Here is a 21222-nt window from a genome sequence, read left to right on the forward strand (position 1 = left end):
CGTGCGGCAAGCCCAGATTCGCCAGATTCTTTTCCTGATCGTACTGACGATCATCTATCTCAGTTTCGAGCTGGGATTCAACGCGCGCCTGCTGGATGTTGTGGGCAGCCGCGCCACCCCTCACGACATCGAAGAGCTTGAGTTCTTCGGCCGCACCTTGTCGGGGATTGCCGCCGCGCTGGTGGTCTTGCAGTTGCTGCTGACCCACCGCCTGCGCACGGGCGGCCGCCCGTCCTACTTGAAGATCGCCATTGCCTGCGTGGTGACCGCGCTGCTGGTGTTTTCTGCCATCAAGTTTTTGGTGAATGTGCTGGTAGACACCCGCGACGGTGACTTTCGCCGCATCGCCACGAACTCCAACTTGCTGCAGCGGTCGCTGGTGCAGGGCGATCTGCATCTGGACGGGCTGGTGGACGACGAAGTCTACGCCCGGCCCGAGGGCAAGGCTTTTCTGGCTGTATTCCAGGTGCTGCTGTCTAACATCGATAACCTGGATGAGAAGGTTGAACCCAAAAAACGGCAAGTGATCCGCACCGATCTGCAACGGCAGATGAAGACCTTCACCTTCGACGGGCGCGAGGTCCGCATGACCGCGCCGGGCATTCGCGGTTATCACCAGGTCTACACCAGCGTGATGCAGTCGGTGTCGGATCGCTGGAAGAAATACGCGGGCGTGCCAGTGGCCTCCGACATTGAGCTGGCGCGTGAGCAGGACCGCGCCTGGAGCGATTACCGCAGGAACCTGTCCAAGCGGGGTTGGACGCCGGAGAATGTGCCGGCGCGTTATCAGGGCCGCGTGGTGCAGGACGTGCGCAAGCGCATCCCGGTGCCGGGCGACTGGCAGACGTATGACCGGGCGACCTTCAATGAAGCGGTTGCGCAGCAGTACTGGAAGACGATGCGCAGCCGAACCGTGCATGTGGAAGGCGATGCCATTCCGCCGGGCCTGTCGTATGAAGACTTCGTGGCGCGTCCCGGCGTGCAGAAGTTGCTGCGCCAGACGATGATGGTTCCTGCCAATATGTTCGTCGCGCCCAACTACACCGACGCCGCCAGCTTCAAACGCCTGTACGACGGCATGCTGGACCGGGCGGTGGATGAGGCAATGCCGCGTTTCTCCGCCAGGAATGAAGATTTTGGGCGAGGCGGCCAGCATTACAAGCTGGGCGAAGACGCCGCGCGGGCGGCGATCGTTCCGCCTGTGGCGCTGCTGTTTTCCCTGCTGGGCGCCGTGGGTCACTTTGCCAAGCTGCTGTACTTGATCGCCAAGCTGGTCGCGTGGCTGCGCACGCCTGCCGGCCAGGAACCGGGCCGCACCGCGACTCGCGCCGCCGGTTTGGCGCTGGTGCTGACGCTGGTGTGCGTGTGGACGGCGTTTTCCTTTATGCAGAATGGCATCACGCGCAGCGAGCTGTTCCAGCAGATGTCGCGCGCGGAGTCCGGACGTGATGATGAATCCGTCGGCCAGGCGTTGCGCCGCCGCGTGCTGGCCAATGTGGCGCATGTGGTGGTGGTCGGCCAAGCCTACACCTATCCATTCAATGAGATGGTGCGCACGCGTGTGCTCAACGGCATGAAGTATGGGTACCACGGCGATGCGAGCTAAAAGAGTTATTGCCGCAGCGCTGATCGCAGCGCTGCCGTGGTCGGCCGTGAGCGCCGCCTGCCTGGGCATGCAGGTGCATGCGCATCGCGGCGCGCCCTCGTTGCCAGAGAATTCACTGGCGTCGATCAACGCGGCCTACGCGGGCGGCTGGGATGGCGTCGAGATCGATATGCAGCGTTTGCAAGACGGGCGCTGGGTGTTGCACCACGACCTGCTCACCGGCAGAACGGTGGGCGGCGTGGGCCGCAAGGCGGTTTTGCAGCTGTCCAGCGCTGACTGGCGCGGCGCGAAATTGCTGGGGCAGGGCGGCGGATCTGCGCCGCCGTTCCTGGACGACGCGCTGAAGCTTGCCGCCGCGCAGCCGGCCAAGACGTTCAACGCCGAGCTCAAGGTGATCTATCGCGACTGCGCTCCGGTGAGCAAACTGGTGAGCGGCATGAAGCAGGCGTTGCCGCACGGCAATTGGATGATCACGTCGGCCTTTCCAGAGGCGCTGCGCTGCGTGCGCAGTACCGATCGGCAAGGCTATCTGGGGTTGATCGTGTTCGACCCGCGTCACGCGGACACCGTCAGCGCCAATCCGCTGGGTCGCTACGTGTCGCAACGCGCCACCGCGCCTCAACTCAGCAAGCAGTGGCTGGCCAATCTGGCCGCAACCGTAGGTGCGCCCGTGGGGGTGCATGTGGATGCGATGACGCTGGCTGCCAATCCGCAATTGTTGCGCGACGCCGCTGCCCAGTCGGTGCGCGTATTCGTGTATGCGGTGGGTGGCGATGCCGCCCTGGCGCAGCAGTTGCGCACGGCGAAGCAGCGTGAAGGTTATCTGCCGTCGGGCGTCATTATTGATGGATCGGCCCAGACGTTCTGCCAGGCGATGGGCGGTTAGAGAAAAGGGCCCCCACGCCGCACGCCCGATGGGCGCTTGCTGCCCCCGAGGGGGCGTTTTTACCTGGGAGCGGCCCGGCCGCAAAAAGCAGGCGCAGGACGATTTCCATAGGTTTGCGCCTAAACTTCCCGCTCTTTCCGTCCCCTCATATCCTGCAAACCTTCAGCAAGGAAACGTTCATGACCGTACGCGCATCCTGGTTCCTGTCCTGCTTGCTTTTGGCCGGCGCCGCCCATGCGGGGTCCGCCCCGGCGTCGATTGCCTGCGAATCAGAAAGCGGCAAAGTAGCGCTCAAGGGCGTCGTTCCCTCGCCATCTTCCGACGAACTGCTTGTGACGCTGCGCTACGTCAACGACACGCTGGAATTCACGTCCGACAAGACCGCTGCCTATGTGGTTGCCGACTTTCCGAAGTCGGTCTTCACCTTGATCGCGCCCGATGAGGGCCTGCCGCTGACGCTCTACGCCATCCCGTCCAGCGTGGCGGTGAAAAAGAACGCTGACGGCGAGGTGGCAGGCACTTTCCAGGCCAAGCTCCTGGCTCCGCGGCCGGGCGGCAAGAAGCCTGGCGGAAATTCCAATCCGCTCCAGGCAGTGTTGAACTGCAACTACACCTATTCGATATAGGACAGAAATATCACTCCCTCGCGCGGAAATATATCTACATATATCGCTCAATGTGTTACAAATAAACAATAATTGACATAGAAAGCGAGGAGAGGCGGCAAGCCTCTCTCTTTTTACGCTGGCGCTGTGAGCAGCGTCAGCGTTTGACCGCCCGGCTTATCGCCCGGCACAGTTTGCGGCGCCCCGGCCATGCCGGATTCCGCCGTCATGGCAGCATGGCAACCCAACCGCAGTCTTCCGTTCGCGCACGCGTGATCGCCGCCTTTGATTTTGACGGCACTCTGACCCAGCGTGACACCTTCATCCCGTTTCTGGCCCATGTGTCATGGATCAGGCTGCTCGGGGCGTCGCTGATAGCCGCGCCCGTGCTGGCTGGGTATGCGTTGCGCTTGTGCAGTAACGAAACGGCCAAGATGGCGCTATGCCGTGCGGCACTTTCCGGGCGTCCGCGTTCCGCGCTGGCGGAAATTGCGCGGCGCTGGGCGCCTTCCATTCCGTTGCGCCCCGACATGCTTGCGCGTCTGCGCTGGCATCAGCAGCGCGGAGATCACTGTGTCATGGTCAGTGCGTCGCCGGATGTTTATCTGGAAGAAGCCGCGCGGTATTTGGGTTTTGACGCCTTGCTCTGTACGCGGATGGCGGTGGACCCGCTGGGCCGTCTGACCGGCGCGTTCCTAGGCAAGAACTGCTGGGGGCCAGAAAAAATGCGCCGTCTGCTGGAGGCCTATGGTCCGCAAGAGGGCTATGAACTTCATGCTTACGGCGATAGCCGTGGCGACCAATGGATGATTGATGCCGCCGAGCACGCCTGGTATCGCGGCAAGGTGGTCAAGCCATGAAAGACGTGATTTCACTGCTGCGTCCGCAGCAATGGCTGAAAAATGGATTTGTGCTGATCGGCCTGATCTTCAGCCATGGCTGGTCCGAACCCGACCTGGTGCGGCAAGTGGCGCTGGGCTTCGTGGCGTTCTGCCTGGCCTCCAGCGCCGTCTATGTGCTGAACGACTATTTTGATCGGGAGGCTGATGCGCGCCATCCGACCAAGCGCCATCGCGCCATTGCCAGCGGCGCGGTCAGTTTGCCTGCTGCCCGCATGTTGATGCTGGGTCTGTTCGGCGGCGCTCTGGGTCTGCCCGCCATAGGCGGCCATTGGGGCGTATTGCTGGCCGTGGTGTCGTACCTGATTCTGAACATGGCATACACCTTGCACTTAAAGCACAAGGTGCTGGTCGATGTGTTCTGCATCGTGGCGGGATTCATGATCCGGCTGGCCTGCGGCACGTATGCCGTGGGCATCATTCCGTCGCGCTGGATGCTGTTGTGCAGCTTCATGCTGACGCTGTTTTTGGGCTTTGCGAAACGGCGCGCCGAGATCGTCTCGATGCCGGACACAGAGCTTGCCCTGGAAGGCGGCACACGCATCGTGTTGCGTCACTATTCCGCGCAGTTGCTCGACAACCTGGTGGCCATCACCGCCAGTGCGACCCTGCTGGCCTATGGCCTGTATACGGTCGATGCCGAGACCGCGGCCATGCATGGCACGCAGCACCTGGTGGTGACTTTGCCCATCGTGACGTTCGGTGTCTTCCGTTATCTCTATTTGCTCTACAAGGGCGGTTCGGGTGAAGAGCCGGGCCGCGATCTGCTGGCCGACAACCAGATCCGCATGGCGGTGCTGGCGTGGCTGGTGGTGGTTGTGTTGCTGGTCAGGACTTGAGATGGCATATCTATGGTTGGTCTTAAGCGGCGCGTGCAGCGTGGCCGCGAGCGTGGCGCTCAAGGCGGCGGGGGCAAGCCCTGCCGGCGCGTTGCCTGCGTCGCTAGCGGCGCAGGCTTTTCCGTATCTGGCCGCGATAGGCGCCTATGGCCTGGGCTTTGGCTTTTATGCGCTGGCGCTGCGGCAGCTGGATTTGTCGCTGGCCTACCCGCTGATGGTCGCCATTGCGATTGCCGGCGTGTTTATTTACGGCCTGCTATCGGGCGCGGAATCCATTTCCGGCATGCGGATGGCGGGTGCCGCGCTTATCGCAGCCGGTGTCTTCCTGATTTCAAAATAGCGAATCCGACCCTGACATGACCCGTTTCTTTCGCCGCTCCGGATATCGCTGGTTTCTGCTGTTTTGCGCGTACACCGTCGTGGCGGCCGCTGTCTTTAACGGCTTTTATACGAAATGGCGGCTGAACGATGGCCATCCCACGCTGGGGCTGGCGCACATGGTGGATGGCACTGCGCACCGTCCCTACGTCTACCGGCAGTTGGTGCCCGCAATCGCAAACGGCATTCAATCCTTGCTGCCGCCGTCAACAGTCGAGCGCCTGTCAGAGCGCTTGACGGACCCGCGCCGTGTAGACAGCCGCTCTGGCCTGGCGATGCGCTACCCGGCTTCCGAGGCCATGTTGCCCGCCATTACGGTGCGTTATCACCTGGTCTATTACCTGACCTTCTTTGCCTTGCTGGCCTCGCTGTTTGTGATGCGGCGGCTGTGCTTGCAGGCAGGCACAGGTGTTGCGGCCGCGACGGGGGCGCCTCTGGTGTTTGCGCTATTGCTGCCTTTCTTTTTGACCGAAGGCGGCTACTTCTACGATTTCTTTGAAGTGCTGTTCATGATGAGCGCGGTACTGCTTGCCATGAACGCGTCGTGCAAGACGCCGGAGCGTCTCGCCGTGTTGCTGGTCATGGCCGCTATCGCCACCTGGAACAAGGAAGCGTTTTTCTTCTTCACGCCTGCGCTGTATCCCTTGCTCAGACGCAATCTTTCGCGTTTGCACGCCCTGTCATTCGTGGGTGCGCTGCTGCTCGCGTGCGGCTGCGTGTATTTGGCGCTGCGCATGCGTTATGCAGGCAATCCCGGCAGTACGGTCGACTTTCAGCTGTGGGAAAACCTGGGCTTCTACTTGAACCCGGGCAATTGGTTTCGCACGGAAAGCACTTATGGCGTGGCGCTGCCCCGGGCTTTCAGCCTGGTGGCCATGTTGGCATTCGCTGCCATCGCTTGCTGCGGTTGGGGGCGCATGCCGAAAACGTTGCGTCAGCATGCCCTGTTGGCGCTGACCATCAATCTGCCGCTCTTGCTGTTGTTCTGTTCGCCAGGAGAGATGCGTAATCTGAGCATGCTGTATCCGACCTTGTTATGCCTGATAGCGCAGGCTTGGGTGGCGCGGCAGGCTTGCCATTCAGCCGCTGAAGGGGCGCACGCATGAAACGGTTTTTCACCGGCGCCGGGGCTGCCGCGGGTCTGCTGTGTCTGTTCTACATCGTGATCGCCGCCGCCGCATTCAACGGCTTCTATACCAAGTGGCGGTTGAACGATGCGCACGAACCGCATTCGCTGTCGTCCATGGTTGATGGGTCGGCTTACCGGCCCTATGTCTACCGGCAATTTGTGCCCGATATCGCCAATCGCATTCAAGACCTGTTGCCGCAGGCGACGGTTGATCGCTTGTCACAACGGCTGGCGGACCCGGATCGTGTCAACAGCCGTTCGGGGCTTGCGTTGCGTTATCCCGCGTCGCAAGCCATGCTGCCCGAGTTCACGCTGCGTTATCACCTGGTGTATTACCTGACATTTTTGGGCTTGCTGGCGTCCTTGTTCGTCATGCGCCGCTTGTGCCTGCGATTAGGGGCGTCCGCGCCCGCGGCAACGGTAGCGCCTGCTGTGCTGGCATTGTTGCTGCCGTTCTTTCTGACCGAAGGCGGATTTTTCTACGACTTCTTTGAAGTGTTGTTCATGGCGGCGGCGATCTGCCTTGCCTGGTTGCCGGGTGGCCAGCCGGCGCGGAACATGGCGCTGCGGTTGGGCGTGCTGGTGCTGATCGCGGCCATGGGCGCGTGGAACAAGGAAGCCTTCTTGTTCTTTGTATTGACGCTTTATCCACTGCTCAGGCAAGGGCTGCCGCGCCTGCAGTCGGCGGCCGTAGTGGGTGTGCTGGCGCTGGTGTGCGGCTGCGTGTATGTGGTGCTGCGCGCCCGCTACGCAGGAAATCCAGGGGGCACGGTGAGCTTTCAGCCGTTTGCCAACCTGATCTATCACCTGACGCCAGAGAACTGGTTCCGCACGGAAAGCACTTACGGCATCACGCTGCCCAAAGGCCTGAGCGCCGTGATGGTACTGATGATTGCCGGCGTTTCCGCGCTGGGCTGGAAACGCCTGCCCGCCGCATTCCGCCTGCATGTGTGGATGGCGCTTGCCGTCAACGTGCCTCTGTATCTGCTGTTTGCTGCTGCTGGCGAGGCACGCAATCTCAGCCTGTTGTATCCGGCATTGCTGGGGGTGGTGGCGATGGCGTTGACGGGATGGCTGAATGATTGCGCCAGGGGCGACGCGGCTGCGCCGGGGTAATTCAAGCAACCTTCAAAGTGCGATGGCCGCACCCGCTGCTCTGCGGGGAGCGGCCTTTTTTTGCCAGTCGGGCTGCCCTGCCAACCTGTCTGCTTGACTACGATTATTGAAAACCACGGGTTTACCCCTGTATCTGATTAAAACCCAAAATTTGTATGATGACCCGATAACTTCTATTCAAGAGACACGTCATCATGCTGGTTCAGCAGCCGTCCTGCCCCTCAAGTCGCCTCTGCATCGCAGAGGTATTCCATGACTGACGAATCCCGCATCCGCGAAGAGATCTGCACGGTAGGCGCCAGCCTTTACCACCGCGGCTACACCGTCGGCGCGGCCGGCAATATCAGCGCGCGGCTGGACGATGGCTGGCTGATCACACCCACCGACGCTTGCCTGGGCCGTTTGGACCCCGCCGAGCTGTCCAAAGTGGATCTGAATGGCACGTGGGTGTCTGGCGGCAAGCCCTCCAAGACGCTGGTGTTGCATCAAGGCATCTATCGGGCCAGCCCCGAATCCCGCGGTGTGGTCCACACGCACTCGACGCATTTGGTGGCTTTGACGCTGGCAGGTGTGTGGCGGCCGGACGAAGTGCTGCCGCCGATCACGCCCTATCAAGTCATGAAGGTCGGGCGCATTCCGCTGATTCCCTATCGCCGTCCGGGCGATCCGCAGGCGGCGGCCGAAGTCGCCGCTGTTGCGGCCGCCGTGCGCGGCGCCTTGTTCGAGCGCCTGGGCCCCGTGGTCTGGGAACGGTCGGTGTCGCATGCGTCCTGGGCGTTGGAAGAGCTGGAAGAAACCGCCCGCCTGTGGCTGATGAGCCATCCGCGTCCCGCGCCACTTACCGCCGACGCAATAGAAGACCTGCGCGTGACCTTCGGCGCGCGCTACTAATCCGCTATTCATACCAAAGCTGCCTGGCCGCACTTGCGCGGATCGGGCTGGCGCATCGTCTTGGAGACTAGTTATGCCCCCGTTGGAAATCGCGTCCGGCGCCTTGCCCGCTGCGGCGACCCCGCCTGATTCGCGCGAAACCGCGCGCGCCTACGCCAAAGTGTTCTGGCGCTTGGTGCCCTTCCTGATGCTTTGTTATGTGATCGCGTATCTGGATCGCGTGAACGTGGGCTTCGCCAAGCTCCAGATGTCGCAAGACCTAGGCTTTAGTGAAACCGTGTTCGGCCTGGGCGCGGGTGTGTTCTTCATTGGTTATTTTCTGTTTGAAGTGCCCAGCAACCTGCTCATGCACCGCTTGGGCGCGCGGATCTGGATCGCGCGCATCATGATCACCTGGGGCATCTTGTCAGGCATGTTCATGTTCGTAGAGACCCCTACCGGTTTCTACATCCTGCGCTTCTTGCTGGGTCTGGCCGAAGCCGGTTTCTATCCCGGCGTGATTCTGTATTTGACCTATTGGTATCCGGCGCATCGCCGCGCCAAGATCATTGCGTTGTTCATGTCCGCCATTCCCGTGGCAGGCATCTTCGGCAACCCCTTGTCCGGCTGGATCATGGAAGCCTTTCATGGCACCCACGGCCTGCAAGGATGGCAATGGATGTTCCTGATTGAAGCCATTCCTGCGCTGCTCATCGGCATCGTGACGGTGATGTATCTGGACAACGGCATTTCCAGCGCCAAGTGGCTCACCACCGATGAAAAGACGCTGCTGACCCGCGAAATTGAACTGGATCAGAAGCAGACCGGCACGCAGCAGCACTCGCTGCGCGCAGTGTTCTCCGATCCGCGCGTGTGGTGGATGTGCCTGATCTACTTTGCGTTTGTGGCCGGCCAGTATGGCCTGACGTTCTGGATGCCTACGCTGATCAAATCGACGGGCGTAACGGGCGCACTCAACATTGGTCTGTTGAGCGCCATCCCATTCCTGTGCGCCATCGTCGTGATGAATCTGCTGGGCCATTCCGCCGACAAGCGGCGTGAACGCCGCTGGCACTTGATTGTGCCTGCGCTGGCTGGCGCGGTAGGTTTCACCGCTGCGGCATCGTTTGCCGACAACACCGTGGTGTCGCTGATCTGCCTGTCGCTGGCGGCAGCGGGCGTGCTGACCTGCGCGCCGTTGTTCTGGTCGCTGCCCACGGCATTTCTGTCGGGAACGGCCGCAGCGGCGGGGATTGCCATCGTGAACTCGGTGGGCAACCTGGCGGGGTTCGCCAGCCCCTACATGATCGGGTATTTGAAAGACGTGACCAGCTCCACGGCGTCAGGCATGTATGTGCTGGCGGGGGTGCTCGTCATAGGCGCCATCGCGGTCTGGTTCACGCCGGCCAAGCTGGTCAACCGCTAGCGCGCTGCTACATCCAAAAGGAATCGCCATGCCTCGTCTGGCCGCCAACTTAAGCATGATGTACACCGAACACGCCTTTCTGGACCGCTTCAACGCAGCGGCCCAGGATGGATTTTCGGGAGTGGAGTTTTTGTTTCCGTATGAGTTTGCCGCTGCCGACATTCAGTCGCGCCTGCAAGCGCATGGGTTGACGCAAGCACTCTTTAACGCGCCGCCCGGTGATTGGGCGGCGGGCGAACGCGGTATTGCATCTTTGCCCGGCCGCGAGAGCGAGTTTCAGCGCGGCTTGGATCAGGCGCTGGAATATGCCGCAGTGCTGGGCAATCGCACGCTGCATGTGATGGCGGGGCTGATCCAGCCCGGGCAAGACCGCGCGGCGCATCGCGAGGTGTATCTGAAGAACTTGGAAAGCGCGGCGAACGCGGCGGCCTCCGCTGGCATCACAGTCGTGATCGAGCCGATCAACACCCGTGACATTCCGGGCTTCTTCCTGAATCGTCAGGACGACGCGCAAGCCATTTGCGCCGAGGTCGGCGCAAACAATCTGAAGGTGCAATTCGATTGCTATCACTGCCAGATCGTCGAAGGCGATATCGCAGTGAAGCTCAAGCGCGACATGGCGGGCATCGGCCATATTCAGATCGCCGGTGTGCCCGACCGCCACGAGCCAGACCTGGGCGAACTCAATTACCCCTACCTGTTTGAGCGCATCGACGCGCTGGGCTATACCGGCTGGATTGGGTGCGAATACCGCCCCAAGGCCGGAACCTCTGAAGGCTTGGGCTGGGCCCAACCCTATCTTGCCAATCAATGAGCACGCAATCATGAAAATACTGATCACCGGCGGCGCTGGATTCCTGGGCCAGCGCCTGGCTCGCAAGCTGTTGGAACAAGGCGTCTTGACGCTGGACGGCGGCCAGTCCGAAGCCATTACGCAGATTGACCTGCTGGATGTCGTCAAGTCGGACGCGTTGACCGATCCGCGTGTGCGCTCGATGGTCGGCGACATTGCCGATCCGGCCGTGCTGCGTCAGGCCATCGGCACCGATACCCGCGCCATCTTTCATCTGGCGGCTATTGTCAGCGGTCAGGCGGAAGCAGATTTCGATCTGGGGATGCGCATCAACCTGGATGCCTCGCGCGCGCTATTGGAAACCTGCCGCGCCCTGGGGCATAAGCCGCGGGTCATCTTCACCAGCTCGGTGGCGGTGTACGGCGGCGCGTTGCCCGACATGGTGCGCGACGACACCGCCTTGAATCCGCAGTCGTCCTACGGCACGCAGAAGGCCATTGCCGAACTGCTGTTGGCCGATTACACGCGGCGCGGCTTTGTGGATGGCCGCGTATTGCGTCTGCCTACCATCAGCGTGCGGCCGGGCAAGCCAAATGCGGCAGCATCCTCGTTTGCCAGCGGCATCATTCGCGAACCCTTGAACGGCGAGGCCGCAGTTTGCCCGGTCGGTCCGGGCACGCGCTTGTGGCTGCTGTCGCCGCGAGGCGCAATCCAGGCGCTGATTGCCGGTTGTGAGCTGCCTGCACAGGCCGTGGCCGATCGCAAACCCATCAATCTACCCGGCGTATCCGTCACCGTGGCCGAGATGGAGCAGGCGTTGCGCGACATCGCAGGCGATGACGTTGCCAACCGCATCACGTGGCAGGCGGACGAACGCGTCGAACGCATCGTGGGCAGCTGGCCGGGCCAATGGGACACGACGCACGCGTCGCGTCTGGGGCTGAAAGGCGATAGCAATTTTGCCGAAATCATCCGCGCCTACATGGCCGATGACTTGCCGAGTTGAGCCGTTGCCGCCTGACTCGATCACTGAATTCCCCGGACGATTCCAAATGAGCAAACCGCAATCTATTGAACGGCGCGTCGGCGTCATCGGCTTGGGCGCCATGGGCGCGGGCATCGCGCAAAGCTTGCGCCGGGCCGGCCACGACGTGCACGTCTATGACATCCGCGCAGAAGCCGCCGCGGCGTTCGCGGCACAGGGCGGCGTCGCCTGCGCCACGTTGGCCGATATGGCCGCCGCGTGCGACATCGTGATCAGCGTAGTCGTCAACGCCCAGCAGACTGAATCCGTGTTGTATGGCGATAGCGGCATCGCCGCAGCCTTGCGGCCCGGATCGGTATTTGTCATGTGCTCAACCGTGGACCCCAGCTGGTCGATCGCGCTAGAGGCACGGCTCGCGGAGCAGGGCATTCTGTACCTGGATGCCCCCATTTCGGGCGGCGCGGCCAAGGCCGCGTCGGGCCAGATGACGATGATGACGGCGGGCCGGCCGGCGGCGTATGACGCCTGCGGCAACGTGCTGGAATCCATGGCTGGCAAGGTCTACCGCCTGGGCGATAGCGCGGGCGCGGGCAGCAAGGTCAAGATCATCAATCAGCTGCTGGCGGGGGTGCACATCGCGGCGGCAGCGGAAGCGATGGCTCTGGGTCTGCGCGAAGGCGTGGACGCCGACGCCTTGTACGACGTCATCACGCATAGCGCAGGCAATAGCTGGATGTTCGAGAACCGCATGCCGCATGTGCTGGCTGGCGACTACACGCCGCTGTCAGCCGTGGACATTTTTGTGAAAGACCTGGGTCTGGTGCTGGATACCGCCAGGCACACCAAGTTTCCGTTGCCGCTGGCCTCCACCGCGCATCAGATGTTCATGCAGGCGTCTTCCGCAGGGCATGGCCGTGAGGACGACAGCGCCGTGATCAAGATCTTTCCGGGTATTACCCTGCCGGAGTCCAAATGACCATCAAACTAGGATGTATCGCCGACGATTTCACGGGCGCTACCGATCTGGCCAATAACCTCGTGCGCGCAGGCATGCGCACGGTGCAGACCATCGGCATACCCGGCGAGCCGCTGCGCGAAGATGCGGATGCCGTCGTTGTTGCGCTCAAGACGCGAACGCTGCCCGCAGCGGATGCCGTGGCGCAATCGCTTGCCGCATTGCAATGGCTGCAAGCGCAAGGGGCAGAGCAGATCTATTTCAAATACTGCTCTACGTTCGACAGTACGGCGCAGGGCAACATCGGGCCCGTCACGGATGCCTTGATGACCCAGCTGGGCACCGCATTCACCATCGCCACGCCCGCGTTTCCAGACAACAAACGCACGGTGTTCAAGGGTTATCTGTTCGCAGGCGATGTGCTGCTGAACGAGTCCGGCATGCAACATCATCCGCTCACTCCCATGACGGACCCGAATCTGGTGCGGGTGCTTTCCGCACAAACGACGCGCAAGGTCGGCCTGATCGACTACAGCGTGGTGGCAGCGGGTCAAGAGGCGATCCGGGCGCGCATTCAGGCGTTGATTGCAGACGGCATTGAGATCGCCATCGTTGATGCGGTGTCCAACAACGATCTGCTGACTTTGGGGCCGGCGCTGCGCGGCATGCCATTGGTAACGGCGGGCTCTGGCGTCGCGATAGGCTTGCCAAGCAACTGGGGGCTGTCGCCTGCAAGCGCTGCCGTGCTTGCGCGCTCGCAGGGTTTGCAGGCGGTGGTGGCGGGCAGCTGCTCTGCCGCCACGAACGGACAGGTGGCCGCTTTTATCGAAAGCGGGCGGCCGGCGTGGGCGCTCGACCCCATGGCATTGGCAGCGGGTGATGACGTCGTAGGCCAGGTATTGAAGTGGGCCGCGCCGCGCATGCTGGACGGCCCGGTGCTGATTTACTCCACGGCGCAACCCGATCAGGTCAAGCAAGCCCAAGGCGCGTTGGGAGTGGAACAGGCTGGCGCCATGATCGAAGCGGCCATTGCCCGCATCGCGGTTGGGCTGGTCGAAGGCGGTGTTCGTCAACTGATTGTGGCGGGCGGCGAAACCTCTGGCGCCGTGGTGCAGGCCCTGGGGCTTGAGCAGATCGTCATTGGCGAACAGATCGATCCGGGCGTGCCTTGGTGCGCGGGTTATACGCCTGTGGCGCAGGGCGAGATCAGCATCGCGTTGAAATCAGGCAACTTCGGCACGCAGGATTTCTTCATCAAGGCGTTTGCGTAAATCCGAAGGTGCGGGCCCAGCTGACCAGCCGGCCCGCGCAGCAGGTCTATCGGTGCGCCTGGCTCAAACGCTTGGCGGCGTTGACCATATGAATGCGGGCGGCCTCCCGGGCGCCATCCACGTCTTGCTTGCGGATGGCTTCCACGATGGCGCCGTGCTCTTGCAGCACGGCGCGCATCAGATCCGCATGACGTGCCTCGTGGCCGCGTGTCACGCGGGTAGCGGCTTCCAGGAACTGGCTGACAAATGCCAGGGTGGTCAAGAAATAGGGGTTGCCGGTTGCGCGCGCGATGCTGCGGTGAAAAGCCACATCTTCCTTGACGCCATCGCCGCCATTGTCCACCGCCTGCGATATGGCGGCCAAGGCTTGGTCGATCTCAGCCATGTCCTGCTTGTTGCGGCCGGCGGCGGCCTGGGCCGCAATCTCGGTTTCCAGCGCGCGGCGCAGATCCACAATGTGCAGCACCGCATCCAGCGAACTCAATTCCGTGGCGTCGATGCGCAGAGCACGGTTGCCGGTATGGCCGGTGACGTATACGCCGCTGCCCTGACGCGCTTCGACGATGCCATCCTGACGCAAGCGCGACACGGCCTCGCGGATAACCGTGCGGCTCACGCCGAACTGTTCAGCCAGCATGGCTTCAGTGGGCAGCTTTTCGCCGGGCAGCACGCGTCCCTCGTCGATTTCGGCGAGCAAACGTTTGGCGACCGTGTCGGTCAGGGTAGGGGGAGTAGGAAGTCGTGGAAACGCCATGAATGAGGACCGCAAAGAGAAGGCGAAAGGCCGGTCTCGACATCATCGGGCGGGGCCAGGCGGACATCATAACCGGTCCGCCACAGGCCAAGCCTGCTGTCGCAGCTTGCGTCATCACGGTGTTGAAGCAGCGTGCGCCTCTTGCAAGCAATCGATAAAGCACTGCGCGGCAGGTGTGGGCGGGGAGTCGGCGCGTGTCAGGATGGCGACGCGTGCCGCAGGCAGTTCGTGATTCAAGGACAGCATGCGCAGGCCGCGCGGCAGCAAACGATGGTCGAACAAATTTCGCACGAAGATGCCCAGCGCATCGCTGTCGGCAATGATGGCCAACGCCACGGCGATAGATTGGCAAGGAATGACGTCGCGGGGCGCAGGCAGCTTGTGGCTGGCGAACGCCAGTCGCAACAGATTGGCGGGCGCCTGGATGTTGCCCGGCAACAGCCACAAGGCGTCGTGCAATTCCGCCAGGCTGCGGGCACGGCGCAGGGGATGCCCGGCGCGCGCGCCAACCGCCAGAGGCAGCGTGAACAAGGGCGTGCGCGCAAATCCGTCATCGATGTCGCCGTCGAACTCGGTCTGCACCAGGAAGTCGTAGCGGCCGGACTCCAGCTGCTCATGACTGTACGGAGGCGCTACCTCGTTAAAGGCCACTGCCACGCGAGGCATGCGGTGCCGGAACGCCGCCAGCGCAGCGGGCAGCACTGTAAGCGCAGCGGAGCTGATCGCCAGGTTCAGCGTGCCGCCTTCGCCGTCGCGCATTTGTCCAATTTCTTCTTGCGCCTTGCGCGTCTCTTGCAAAATCAACACGGCGCGCTTGTATAGCGCTTGGCCATAGCTGGTCAGTTCAACACCCCGGGCACTGCGCCGCACCAGTTCCGCGCCCACGCTTTGCTCCAATTCGCGCAGGCTGCGCGTGGCGGCGGGCTGTGTGACGAACAAGGCGCGCGCTGCGGCGCGGATGCTCCCATGTTCAGCAATCAGGACAAAGGCGCGGAGTTGGCGCAGGTTCATGGGGGGCTCGTAGACCCGGCTCCGCGTCGTTTGCGTTCCGGGCTGGGGTATAAGAAAAAGTATTCACTGGAACAAAAATACTGTCTTTTGCTTATCGTGCGCCATCCGTATATTCACGAGGGTGGGGCAGCACAGTCCGGGTTCACGGACCGGCAGCCCAGGATCAGACATCAAGGGGAAAACATGTCTATCGCCATTGCGGCATCGTCTGGCCGTCAGGATCTGCATACGTCATCAATGCGCAAGCGCGTGATCGCCGGTACCACCATCGGCAACGCGCTGGAGTTCTTCGACTTCACGGTCTTTACCTTTCTGATGCTTGTGATCGGACCGCTGTTTTTTCCGGCGGCTTCCGGCTATGGCCAGCTGCTGCTGACCACCGCGACCTTCGGCGTGGGCTTTCTGATGCGGCCGGTGGGCGGCATGCTGATCGGCTCTTATGCGGATCGTCACGGCCGCCGCGCGGCCATGACGCTGACGCTGTGGCTGATGGGGCTGGGCTGTGCGCTGATCGCGGCCGCGCCGACGTATGCGCAAATGGGTGTGGCAGGTCCGGTGCTGATGGTGTTGGCTCGCCTGATCCAAGGCTTTGCGGCAGGCGGCGAAGTCGGCGCGTCCACCACCTTGCTGGTGGAGCATGCACCGGCGGACAAACGCGGCTTTTATTCCAGCTGGCAGTTCGGCAGCCAATCGCTGGGCGTGATGCTGGGCGCGTTAACGGTCGCAATCCTGACCGCAGCACTAAGCAAGGATCAGATGCAGTCCTGGGGCTGGCGCGTCCCATTCGTGATTGGCATTCTGACCGTTCCCGTGGGCGCCTACATCCGGCGCAACCTGGAAGAAACGCTGGAACCTGCGGGCCAAACCGTTGGCGCGCAAGCAGCGCCGGGTCAAGCGAGCGCGTCCAATCATCAGCCCTTGCGCCGCGTGTTTGCGGAGCACAAGGCGCAGGTGGTCAAAGGCATTCTGCTGGTCATTGGCGGGATGGTGTGTGCGCAGATCATCGGCTTTTACATGCCGGCCTATGCCAACAAGGAGTTGGGGCTGCCCGCCACGTCTACCTTGTTTGCCAGCGTGGTCTTGGGTGCAATAGGCTTTGTGATTGCGCCATTCGTTGGCATGCTGGCCGATCACGTGGGCCGCAAAAAGGTGATCTTCTGGTCGCGCGCGGCAACGGTGTGCGTCTTGCTGCCTTGCTTTCAGTGGCTGGTCGCAGCGCCCAGCACTGAGCGGCTGATGGCGGTCATCGCCTTGCTGGCCGTGTTGCTGGCGTTGCAGACGGCGCCTGTCATCACCATGCTGCCCGAATTGTTTCCCAAGGCTGTGCGTACGACCGGGATGTCAGTTGTGTATGGTTTGGGAATCTCGGTGTTTGGCGGCTTTGCGCAGTTCTTCGTCACCTGGTTGTTGCACGTGACGAAAAACCCCATGGCCCCCGCCTGGTATTTGATGGTGACCGTGACTCTCTCCACCGTTGTGCTGTTCTGGATTCAGGACCGCACCGGCCAAGTGATCGACAAACAGGAGGCATGATGCCCAGCAGCACCAGCTACTTTCCCCGCAGCTACGCCGATTCACGCGCGCGCTTCTTGGCTGAGGCCGAGCGTTTAGGCGCGCCTGCGCATTCCTACGCCATCGACGCGTTGGGCAGTGAAGGCGAGGCCTTGGCCACAGATGTTGCACTGATCGGCGCGCCGGACGCGCAGCGTTTGCTGATCATGACGTCCGCCACGCATGGGGTAGAAGGTTTTTGCGGCGCGGGCTGCCAGTTTTCCTTGATGGACGACGCCGCCATGCTCAAGCGCGCCCGGCAGGCAGGGGTCGCCTTGCTGCTGGTGCATGCCGTGAATCCCTATGGTTATTCGTGGATCGCACGTACCGACGAAGGCAACGTGGATCTGAACCGCAACGCGCAGCCTTTTGATGGCCAGCCGTTGCCGGAAAATCCAGGATATGGCGAACTGCATCCGCTGCTGCTGCCGCCGGAATGGCCGCCGTCCGACGAGAATCAGCGTGATCTGGCGCGGTATGTGGCGCAGCACGGTCAGGCCGCGTTTGCGCAGGCGGTTTCGCGCGGGCAATACACCCATGCAGACGGCCTGTTCTATGGCGGAGACCGACCGACGGCATCATTGTCCAACCTGCGCCGCATTCTGGAAGAACACGCCAGCCGCTATGCGCATATCGGTTGGATTGACGTGCATACCGGCCTGGGGCCACGCGGCCACGGCGAGAAAATCTACGCTGGCAGGCGCAACGACACCGAAGTTGCGCGGGCGCGGCAATGGTGGGGCGCGGACGTTGCCGTGCCTTACCAGGGCAGTTCGGCGTCGGTGGACATCACGGGTCATCTGGCGGGCCTGACTTACCAGGCATGCCCCAGTTCTGCGCCGACCTTGATGGCGCTGGAATATGGCACCGTGCCGTTTGACGATATTGTGCTGGCGCTGCGGGGCCGCAACTGGCTGCGCGCGCACCCTGAAGCGCCCGACGCGTTGCGCCGCGACATTCTTCAAACCACCCAGGATGCCTTTTACTGCCATGCCTATGATTGGCACGGCATGGTGCTGGCGCAGAGCCGCGTGGCGGTATTGCAAGCCTTGTGCGGTTTGCAGGCCAGCGAGTAAGCAGCGGGGCGGCATCACCTGTCCCCACCCGGCGCGGTTGAACCTTTTTTGTAGCGGTTGCACCGGCTGCGGCTGTTGCAACGCGGCAGGTGCAACCTGTCTGCGCCGTGCTGCCAGGGATTACCCGCGAGTTACACGCTGTCGTGGGTTATCCCTAGTTGAGCCTTGCAGCAACCCATCGATATGCTTTGGTTAACCGAGAGGACCGCAGAGTTCTAACCGGAGGAGTCTCAAACCAAGCCGGCACTTGCTGACAGGGAAACAGGATTTGCATAGCGCCCCTCCTTTGAACGCGGCCGTCACGGCCGCCCGGACCAAGCCTCTGCGCGTGATCCCGTGGGCAACGTGGCTGCACCGCGTCTTCGTCGTACTCATGTATGCGTTCATGCTCTGCCCCATCGTTCTGGTGGTGTGGTTGAGCTTCTTCAAGGACGCCATTCTCTATTTCCCCCCATCCGGCTACACGCTGTCCTGGTACGTAAAGGCCTGGGAGAACCCGGCATTTGCCAACGGGTTTCTATTCAGCCTGCAAGTGTCGTTGCTGGCCGCATGTATCGGCGTGGTGATGGGCGTGCTGGCGGCGGTGGGCATTGCACGCTATCGCTTCCAGGGCAGCAAGGGCGTCAACACCTTGCTGCTATCGCCGCTGCTGATCCCCGGCATCGTGGCGGGCGTCGGCATCTATCTGTTTTATCTGCGCGCCGAAGAGGTGTTCGATCAGGACATTGTCGGCACGTTCGGCGGGCTGGTCATTGCGCACGTGTGCTTGACGATCCCGTGGACGGTGCGCCTCGTCACCGCAGGCATGGCGGGTCTGGACGGCTCGATCGAAGAGGCAGCCCGCAACCTGGGCGCCAGCGCTCCGGTGGCGTTCATGCGCGTCACCCTGCCGATGCTGCGCCCGTCCATCGTGGCCGCGGCATTGTTCAGCTTTGTGGTGTCGTTTGAAAACCTGGAGCTGTCTTTATCGCTGGTGGGACCGGGGCGCACCACGCTGCCCATCGCCATCATGCAGTACCTGGAATTCAATCTGGACCCGACCATCGCTTCGGTGGCATCGGTGCAAATTCTGCTGTTGGGCATCATCATGCTTGTGACCGACCGCTACGTGAAACTCAGTCAGGTGGTGTAAGAAATGGCGAAGGTCTCAATCGAAAATATCCGCAAGCAGTTTGGTGCGGCGGTGGCGGTGTCTGACTTCTCTTTGGAAATCGCGGAAGGCGAGCTGGTGACGTTTCTGGGCCCCAGCGGCTGCGGAAAAACCACGACCTTGCGCATGATTGCCGGGTTCATCACGCCCACTTCCGGCCGCATCCGCATCGGTGAAACCGACGTCACGCGGCTGCCGGTGCACAAGCGCGATACGGGCATGGTGTTTCAGCGTTATGCGCTGTTTCCGCACATGACCGTGGCCGAAAACGTGGCGTTCGGGCTGGAAATGCACAAGGTTCCCAAAGCCGACCGCGATGCAAAGATCCGCCGCGTGCTGGACATGGTCCGCATGACGGAATTGCGTGAGCGCTATCCGCGGCAGTTGTCTGGCGGGCAGCAGCAGCGCGTGGCCATTGCGCGTGCGCTGGCCATCGAGCCCAAGGTGTTTCTGCTGGACGAGCCGCTATCCAATCTGGACGCCAAGCTGCGTCTGGAAGTGCGCGAGGAAATCCGCGCCTTGCAGCGCCGGCTGGGCCTGACCACCGTGTTTGTCACGCACGATCAGGAAGAGGCGCTGGCCATTGCCGACCGCATGGCCATCATGCACGACGGCATTGTGCAGCAGGTGGGCGCGCCAGATACCTTGTATGAGCGGCCCGCGAATCTGTTCGTGGCGGACTTTCTGGGCAAGATGAATGTGTTCACCGGGCGCAGCCAGGCGGACAACGTGTTTCAGACCGACGCGGGGCAGCGCATCGCGGCGCCCGGCGGCGCGGGGGCCACGCATGTCGGCGTGAGGCCGGAGCGCGTGCGCCTGCAAGGGCAGCCGGCAGGCGGCAATGCGTTGGCGGGCGTGGTGGAGTCATCGCTGTATCTGGGTTCTGTGCTTGAGGTCCGCGTGCAATTGGAAGGCGGCAACCGCATGGTGAGCCAGATCGTCAATGGCGGCGCGCGTGTGGCGCAGCCCTTGCCCGGCGAGCGCGTCTATGCGTGCTTCGAGCCTGAAGACTGCGTGGCCTTCACGCAATAGGAGCCGCCATGACAACTGCGACACAAGACGGGCGGCCCAGCCGCTGGCTAGGGGCGGGACTGGCTTTTCCGGCGTCTTTGGTGGTGCTGGTGATCATCATGGTCCCCATATTCCAGCTGGCGCGCTATAGCTTCAATCAGTTCGATCCGGCGGAGCTGATGCAGACCGCCTTCACGTTCGCGAACTACGCCAAGTTCTTTGGCGATCCCTATTACCGCGACATCTTCTTTACGACCTTGTGGGTCGCCGGGCTGTGTACGGTGCTGGCGCTGGTGCTGGGTTTTCCCGTGGCGTATTTCCTGGCGCGCACGCAGAGCAAATACAAAAGCCTGTTCGTGATCTTGCTGGTGTTTCCGCTGATGGTGGGCAACGTGGTGCGCGCGGCGGGATGGATGGTGGCGCTGGGCAATGCGGGTGTGGTGAATGCCACGCTGATCGGGCTGGGCGTCATCGACAAGCCGCTGACCCTGATGTACACGCCCACGGCAGTCGTCATCGGCACCACTGCTGTCGTCATGCCCTATTTGATTCTGACCTTGCAAAGCGTGCTGGAAGGCATGGATCTATCGGTGGAAGAAGCCGCCCGCAATGTGGGCGCCAGTTTCTTCACGACATTTCGCCGCATTGTTTTGCCGATTGCCGCGCCGGGCGTGGCGGCTGGCACGATGCTGGTCTTCATTCTTTGCATGAATGCGTACGCCACGCCGGTGCTGCTGGGCGGCTCCGGCCTGACCATGATGGCGCCCGCGCTGTATGACCAGATCACGCGCGCGTCGAACTGGCCGTTTGGCGCCGCACTCGCCGTCATTCTGGTGTGCGGCACGCTGATCATCGCGCTGCTTTCCAATTGGCTTATCCATCGCCGCTACATCAAGACCATGGCGTCTTGA

The 21222-nt window shown here is 62.2% G+C and carries 21 protein-coding genes; 19 read left to right on the top strand and 2 right to left on the bottom strand.

The window, feature by feature from the left end; translation table 11 throughout:
• The first annotated feature begins 1 nt into the window (after position 1).
• The 14 genes from RAS12_RS24585 (at position 2) to otnK (ending at position 13758) form a co-directional block, all read left to right on the top strand.
• On the top strand, positions 2–1606 hold the full coding sequence (locus RAS12_RS24585; protein ID WP_306942279.1) for a hypothetical protein: 1605 nt from the start codon (positions 2–4) through the stop codon (positions 1604–1606).
• Positions 1596–2492, top strand: a complete 897-nt coding sequence (locus RAS12_RS24590; RefSeq protein ID WP_306942281.1) for a glycerophosphodiester phosphodiesterase — start codon at positions 1596–1598, stop codon at positions 2490–2492. Before RAS12_RS24585 ends, RAS12_RS24590 begins: the two co-directional genes overlap by 11 nt.
• Before the next feature lie 179 nt (positions 2493–2671).
• A complete protein-coding gene (locus RAS12_RS24595) occupies positions 2672–3118 on the top strand; it encodes a hypothetical protein (protein WP_306942283.1) in 447 nt (148 codons plus the stop codon).
• Positions 3119–3333: 215 nt separating this feature from the next.
• Entirely contained in the window at positions 3334–3957 is a 624-nt protein-coding gene (locus RAS12_RS24600; protein WP_306942285.1) for an HAD-IB family hydrolase, read from the top strand.
• Positions 3954–4835 carry a decaprenyl-phosphate phosphoribosyltransferase gene (locus tag RAS12_RS24605; RefSeq protein ID WP_306942287.1) on the top strand — a complete coding sequence of 294 codons (882 nt, stop codon included), beginning with the start codon at positions 3954–3956 and terminating at the stop codon, positions 4833–4835. Before RAS12_RS24600 ends, RAS12_RS24605 begins: the two co-directional genes overlap by 4 nt.
• Position 4836: 1 nt before the next feature.
• Positions 4837–5175: a DMT family transporter gene (locus RAS12_RS24610; RefSeq protein ID WP_306942289.1), complete on the top strand. Its 339-nt coding sequence runs from the start codon at positions 4837–4839 to the stop codon at positions 5173–5175.
• 16 nt (positions 5176–5191) lie between these two features.
• Positions 5192–6319 carry a hypothetical protein gene (locus RAS12_RS24615; RefSeq protein WP_306942291.1) on the top strand — a complete coding sequence of 376 codons (1128 nt, stop codon included), beginning with the start codon at positions 5192–5194 and terminating at the stop codon, positions 6317–6319.
• The gene (locus tag RAS12_RS24620; RefSeq protein WP_306942292.1) at positions 6316–7458 is read left to right on the top strand and encodes a hypothetical protein; all 1143 of its coding nucleotides are present in this window, start codon (positions 6316–6318) and stop codon (positions 7456–7458) included. Before RAS12_RS24615 ends, RAS12_RS24620 begins: the two co-directional genes overlap by 4 nt.
• 252 nt (positions 7459–7710) lie before the next feature.
• Positions 7711–8349 (top strand): 3-oxo-tetronate 4-phosphate decarboxylase, encoded by a 639-nt coding sequence (gene otnC, locus RAS12_RS24625; RefSeq protein ID WP_306942294.1) that lies wholly within the window; start codon positions 7711–7713, stop codon positions 8347–8349.
• A 73-nt stretch (positions 8350–8422) separates the two neighbouring features.
• Positions 8423–9754, top strand: a complete 1332-nt coding sequence (locus tag RAS12_RS24630) for an MFS transporter (protein WP_306942296.1) — start codon at positions 8423–8425, stop codon at positions 9752–9754.
• 28 nt (positions 9755–9782) lie between these two features.
• A complete protein-coding gene (otnI, locus tag RAS12_RS24635; protein WP_306942298.1) occupies positions 9783–10568 on the top strand; it encodes a 2-oxo-tetronate isomerase in 786 nt (261 codons plus the stop codon).
• Between the two features lie 10 nt (positions 10569–10578).
• Positions 10579–11553, top strand: coding sequence for a D-erythronate dehydrogenase (gene denD, locus RAS12_RS24640; protein ID WP_306942301.1), 975 nt, complete (start codon positions 10579–10581; stop codon positions 11551–11553).
• Between the two features lie 46 nt (positions 11554–11599).
• Entirely contained in the window at positions 11600–12508 is a 909-nt protein-coding gene (gene ltnD, locus RAS12_RS24645; protein ID WP_306942302.1) for an L-threonate dehydrogenase, read from the top strand.
• Entirely contained in the window at positions 12505–13758 is a 1254-nt protein-coding gene (gene otnK, locus RAS12_RS24650) for a 3-oxo-tetronate kinase (RefSeq protein ID WP_306942305.1), read from the top strand. The genes ltnD and otnK overlap by 4 nt, the downstream gene beginning before the upstream one ends.
• A 46-nt stretch (positions 13759–13804) precedes the next feature.
• On the opposite strand, the gene RAS12_RS24655 is transcribed toward otnK, so the two are convergent.
• Both RAS12_RS24655 and RAS12_RS24660 read right to left on the bottom strand, forming a co-directional pair.
• Positions 13805–14512, bottom strand: a complete 708-nt coding sequence (locus tag RAS12_RS24655) for a FadR/GntR family transcriptional regulator (RefSeq protein ID WP_306942307.1) — start codon at positions 14510–14512, stop codon at positions 13805–13807.
• Positions 14513–14626: 114 nt separating this feature from the next.
• A complete protein-coding gene (locus RAS12_RS24660; RefSeq protein ID WP_306942309.1) occupies positions 14627–15523 on the bottom strand; it encodes a LysR substrate-binding domain-containing protein in 897 nt (298 codons plus the stop codon).
• Between the two features lie 183 nt (positions 15524–15706).
• Here RAS12_RS24660 and RAS12_RS24665 point away from each other — a divergent pair, with 183 nt between their 5' ends.
• The 5 genes from RAS12_RS24665 (at position 15707) to RAS12_RS24685 (ending at position 21222) form a co-directional block, all read left to right on the top strand.
• A complete protein-coding gene (locus tag RAS12_RS24665; protein WP_306942311.1) occupies positions 15707–17056 on the top strand; it encodes an MFS transporter in 1350 nt (449 codons plus the stop codon).
• Positions 17053–18150, top strand: coding sequence for a M14 family metallopeptidase (locus tag RAS12_RS24670; RefSeq protein WP_306942312.1), 1098 nt, complete (start codon positions 17053–17055; stop codon positions 18148–18150). The genes RAS12_RS24665 and RAS12_RS24670 overlap by 4 nt, the downstream gene beginning before the upstream one ends.
• A 268-nt stretch (positions 18151–18418) precedes the next feature.
• Positions 18419–19282 carry an ABC transporter permease gene (locus tag RAS12_RS24675; protein WP_306942314.1) on the top strand — a complete coding sequence of 288 codons (864 nt, stop codon included), beginning with the start codon at positions 18419–18421 and terminating at the stop codon, positions 19280–19282.
• Between the two features lie 3 nt (positions 19283–19285).
• Positions 19286–20332, top strand: a complete 1047-nt coding sequence (locus tag RAS12_RS24680) for an ABC transporter ATP-binding protein (protein ID WP_306942316.1) — start codon at positions 19286–19288, stop codon at positions 20330–20332.
• Between the two features lie 8 nt (positions 20333–20340).
• Complete coding sequence (locus tag RAS12_RS24685; protein ID WP_306942318.1) at positions 20341–21222, top strand: ABC transporter permease; 882 nt, start codon at positions 20341–20343, stop codon at positions 21220–21222.

Origin of the sequence: Achromobacter seleniivolatilans (genome assembly GCF_030864005.1) — a bacterium.
Classification (GTDB): domain Bacteria; phylum Pseudomonadota; class Gammaproteobacteria; order Burkholderiales; family Burkholderiaceae_B; genus Achromobacter; species Achromobacter seleniivolatilans.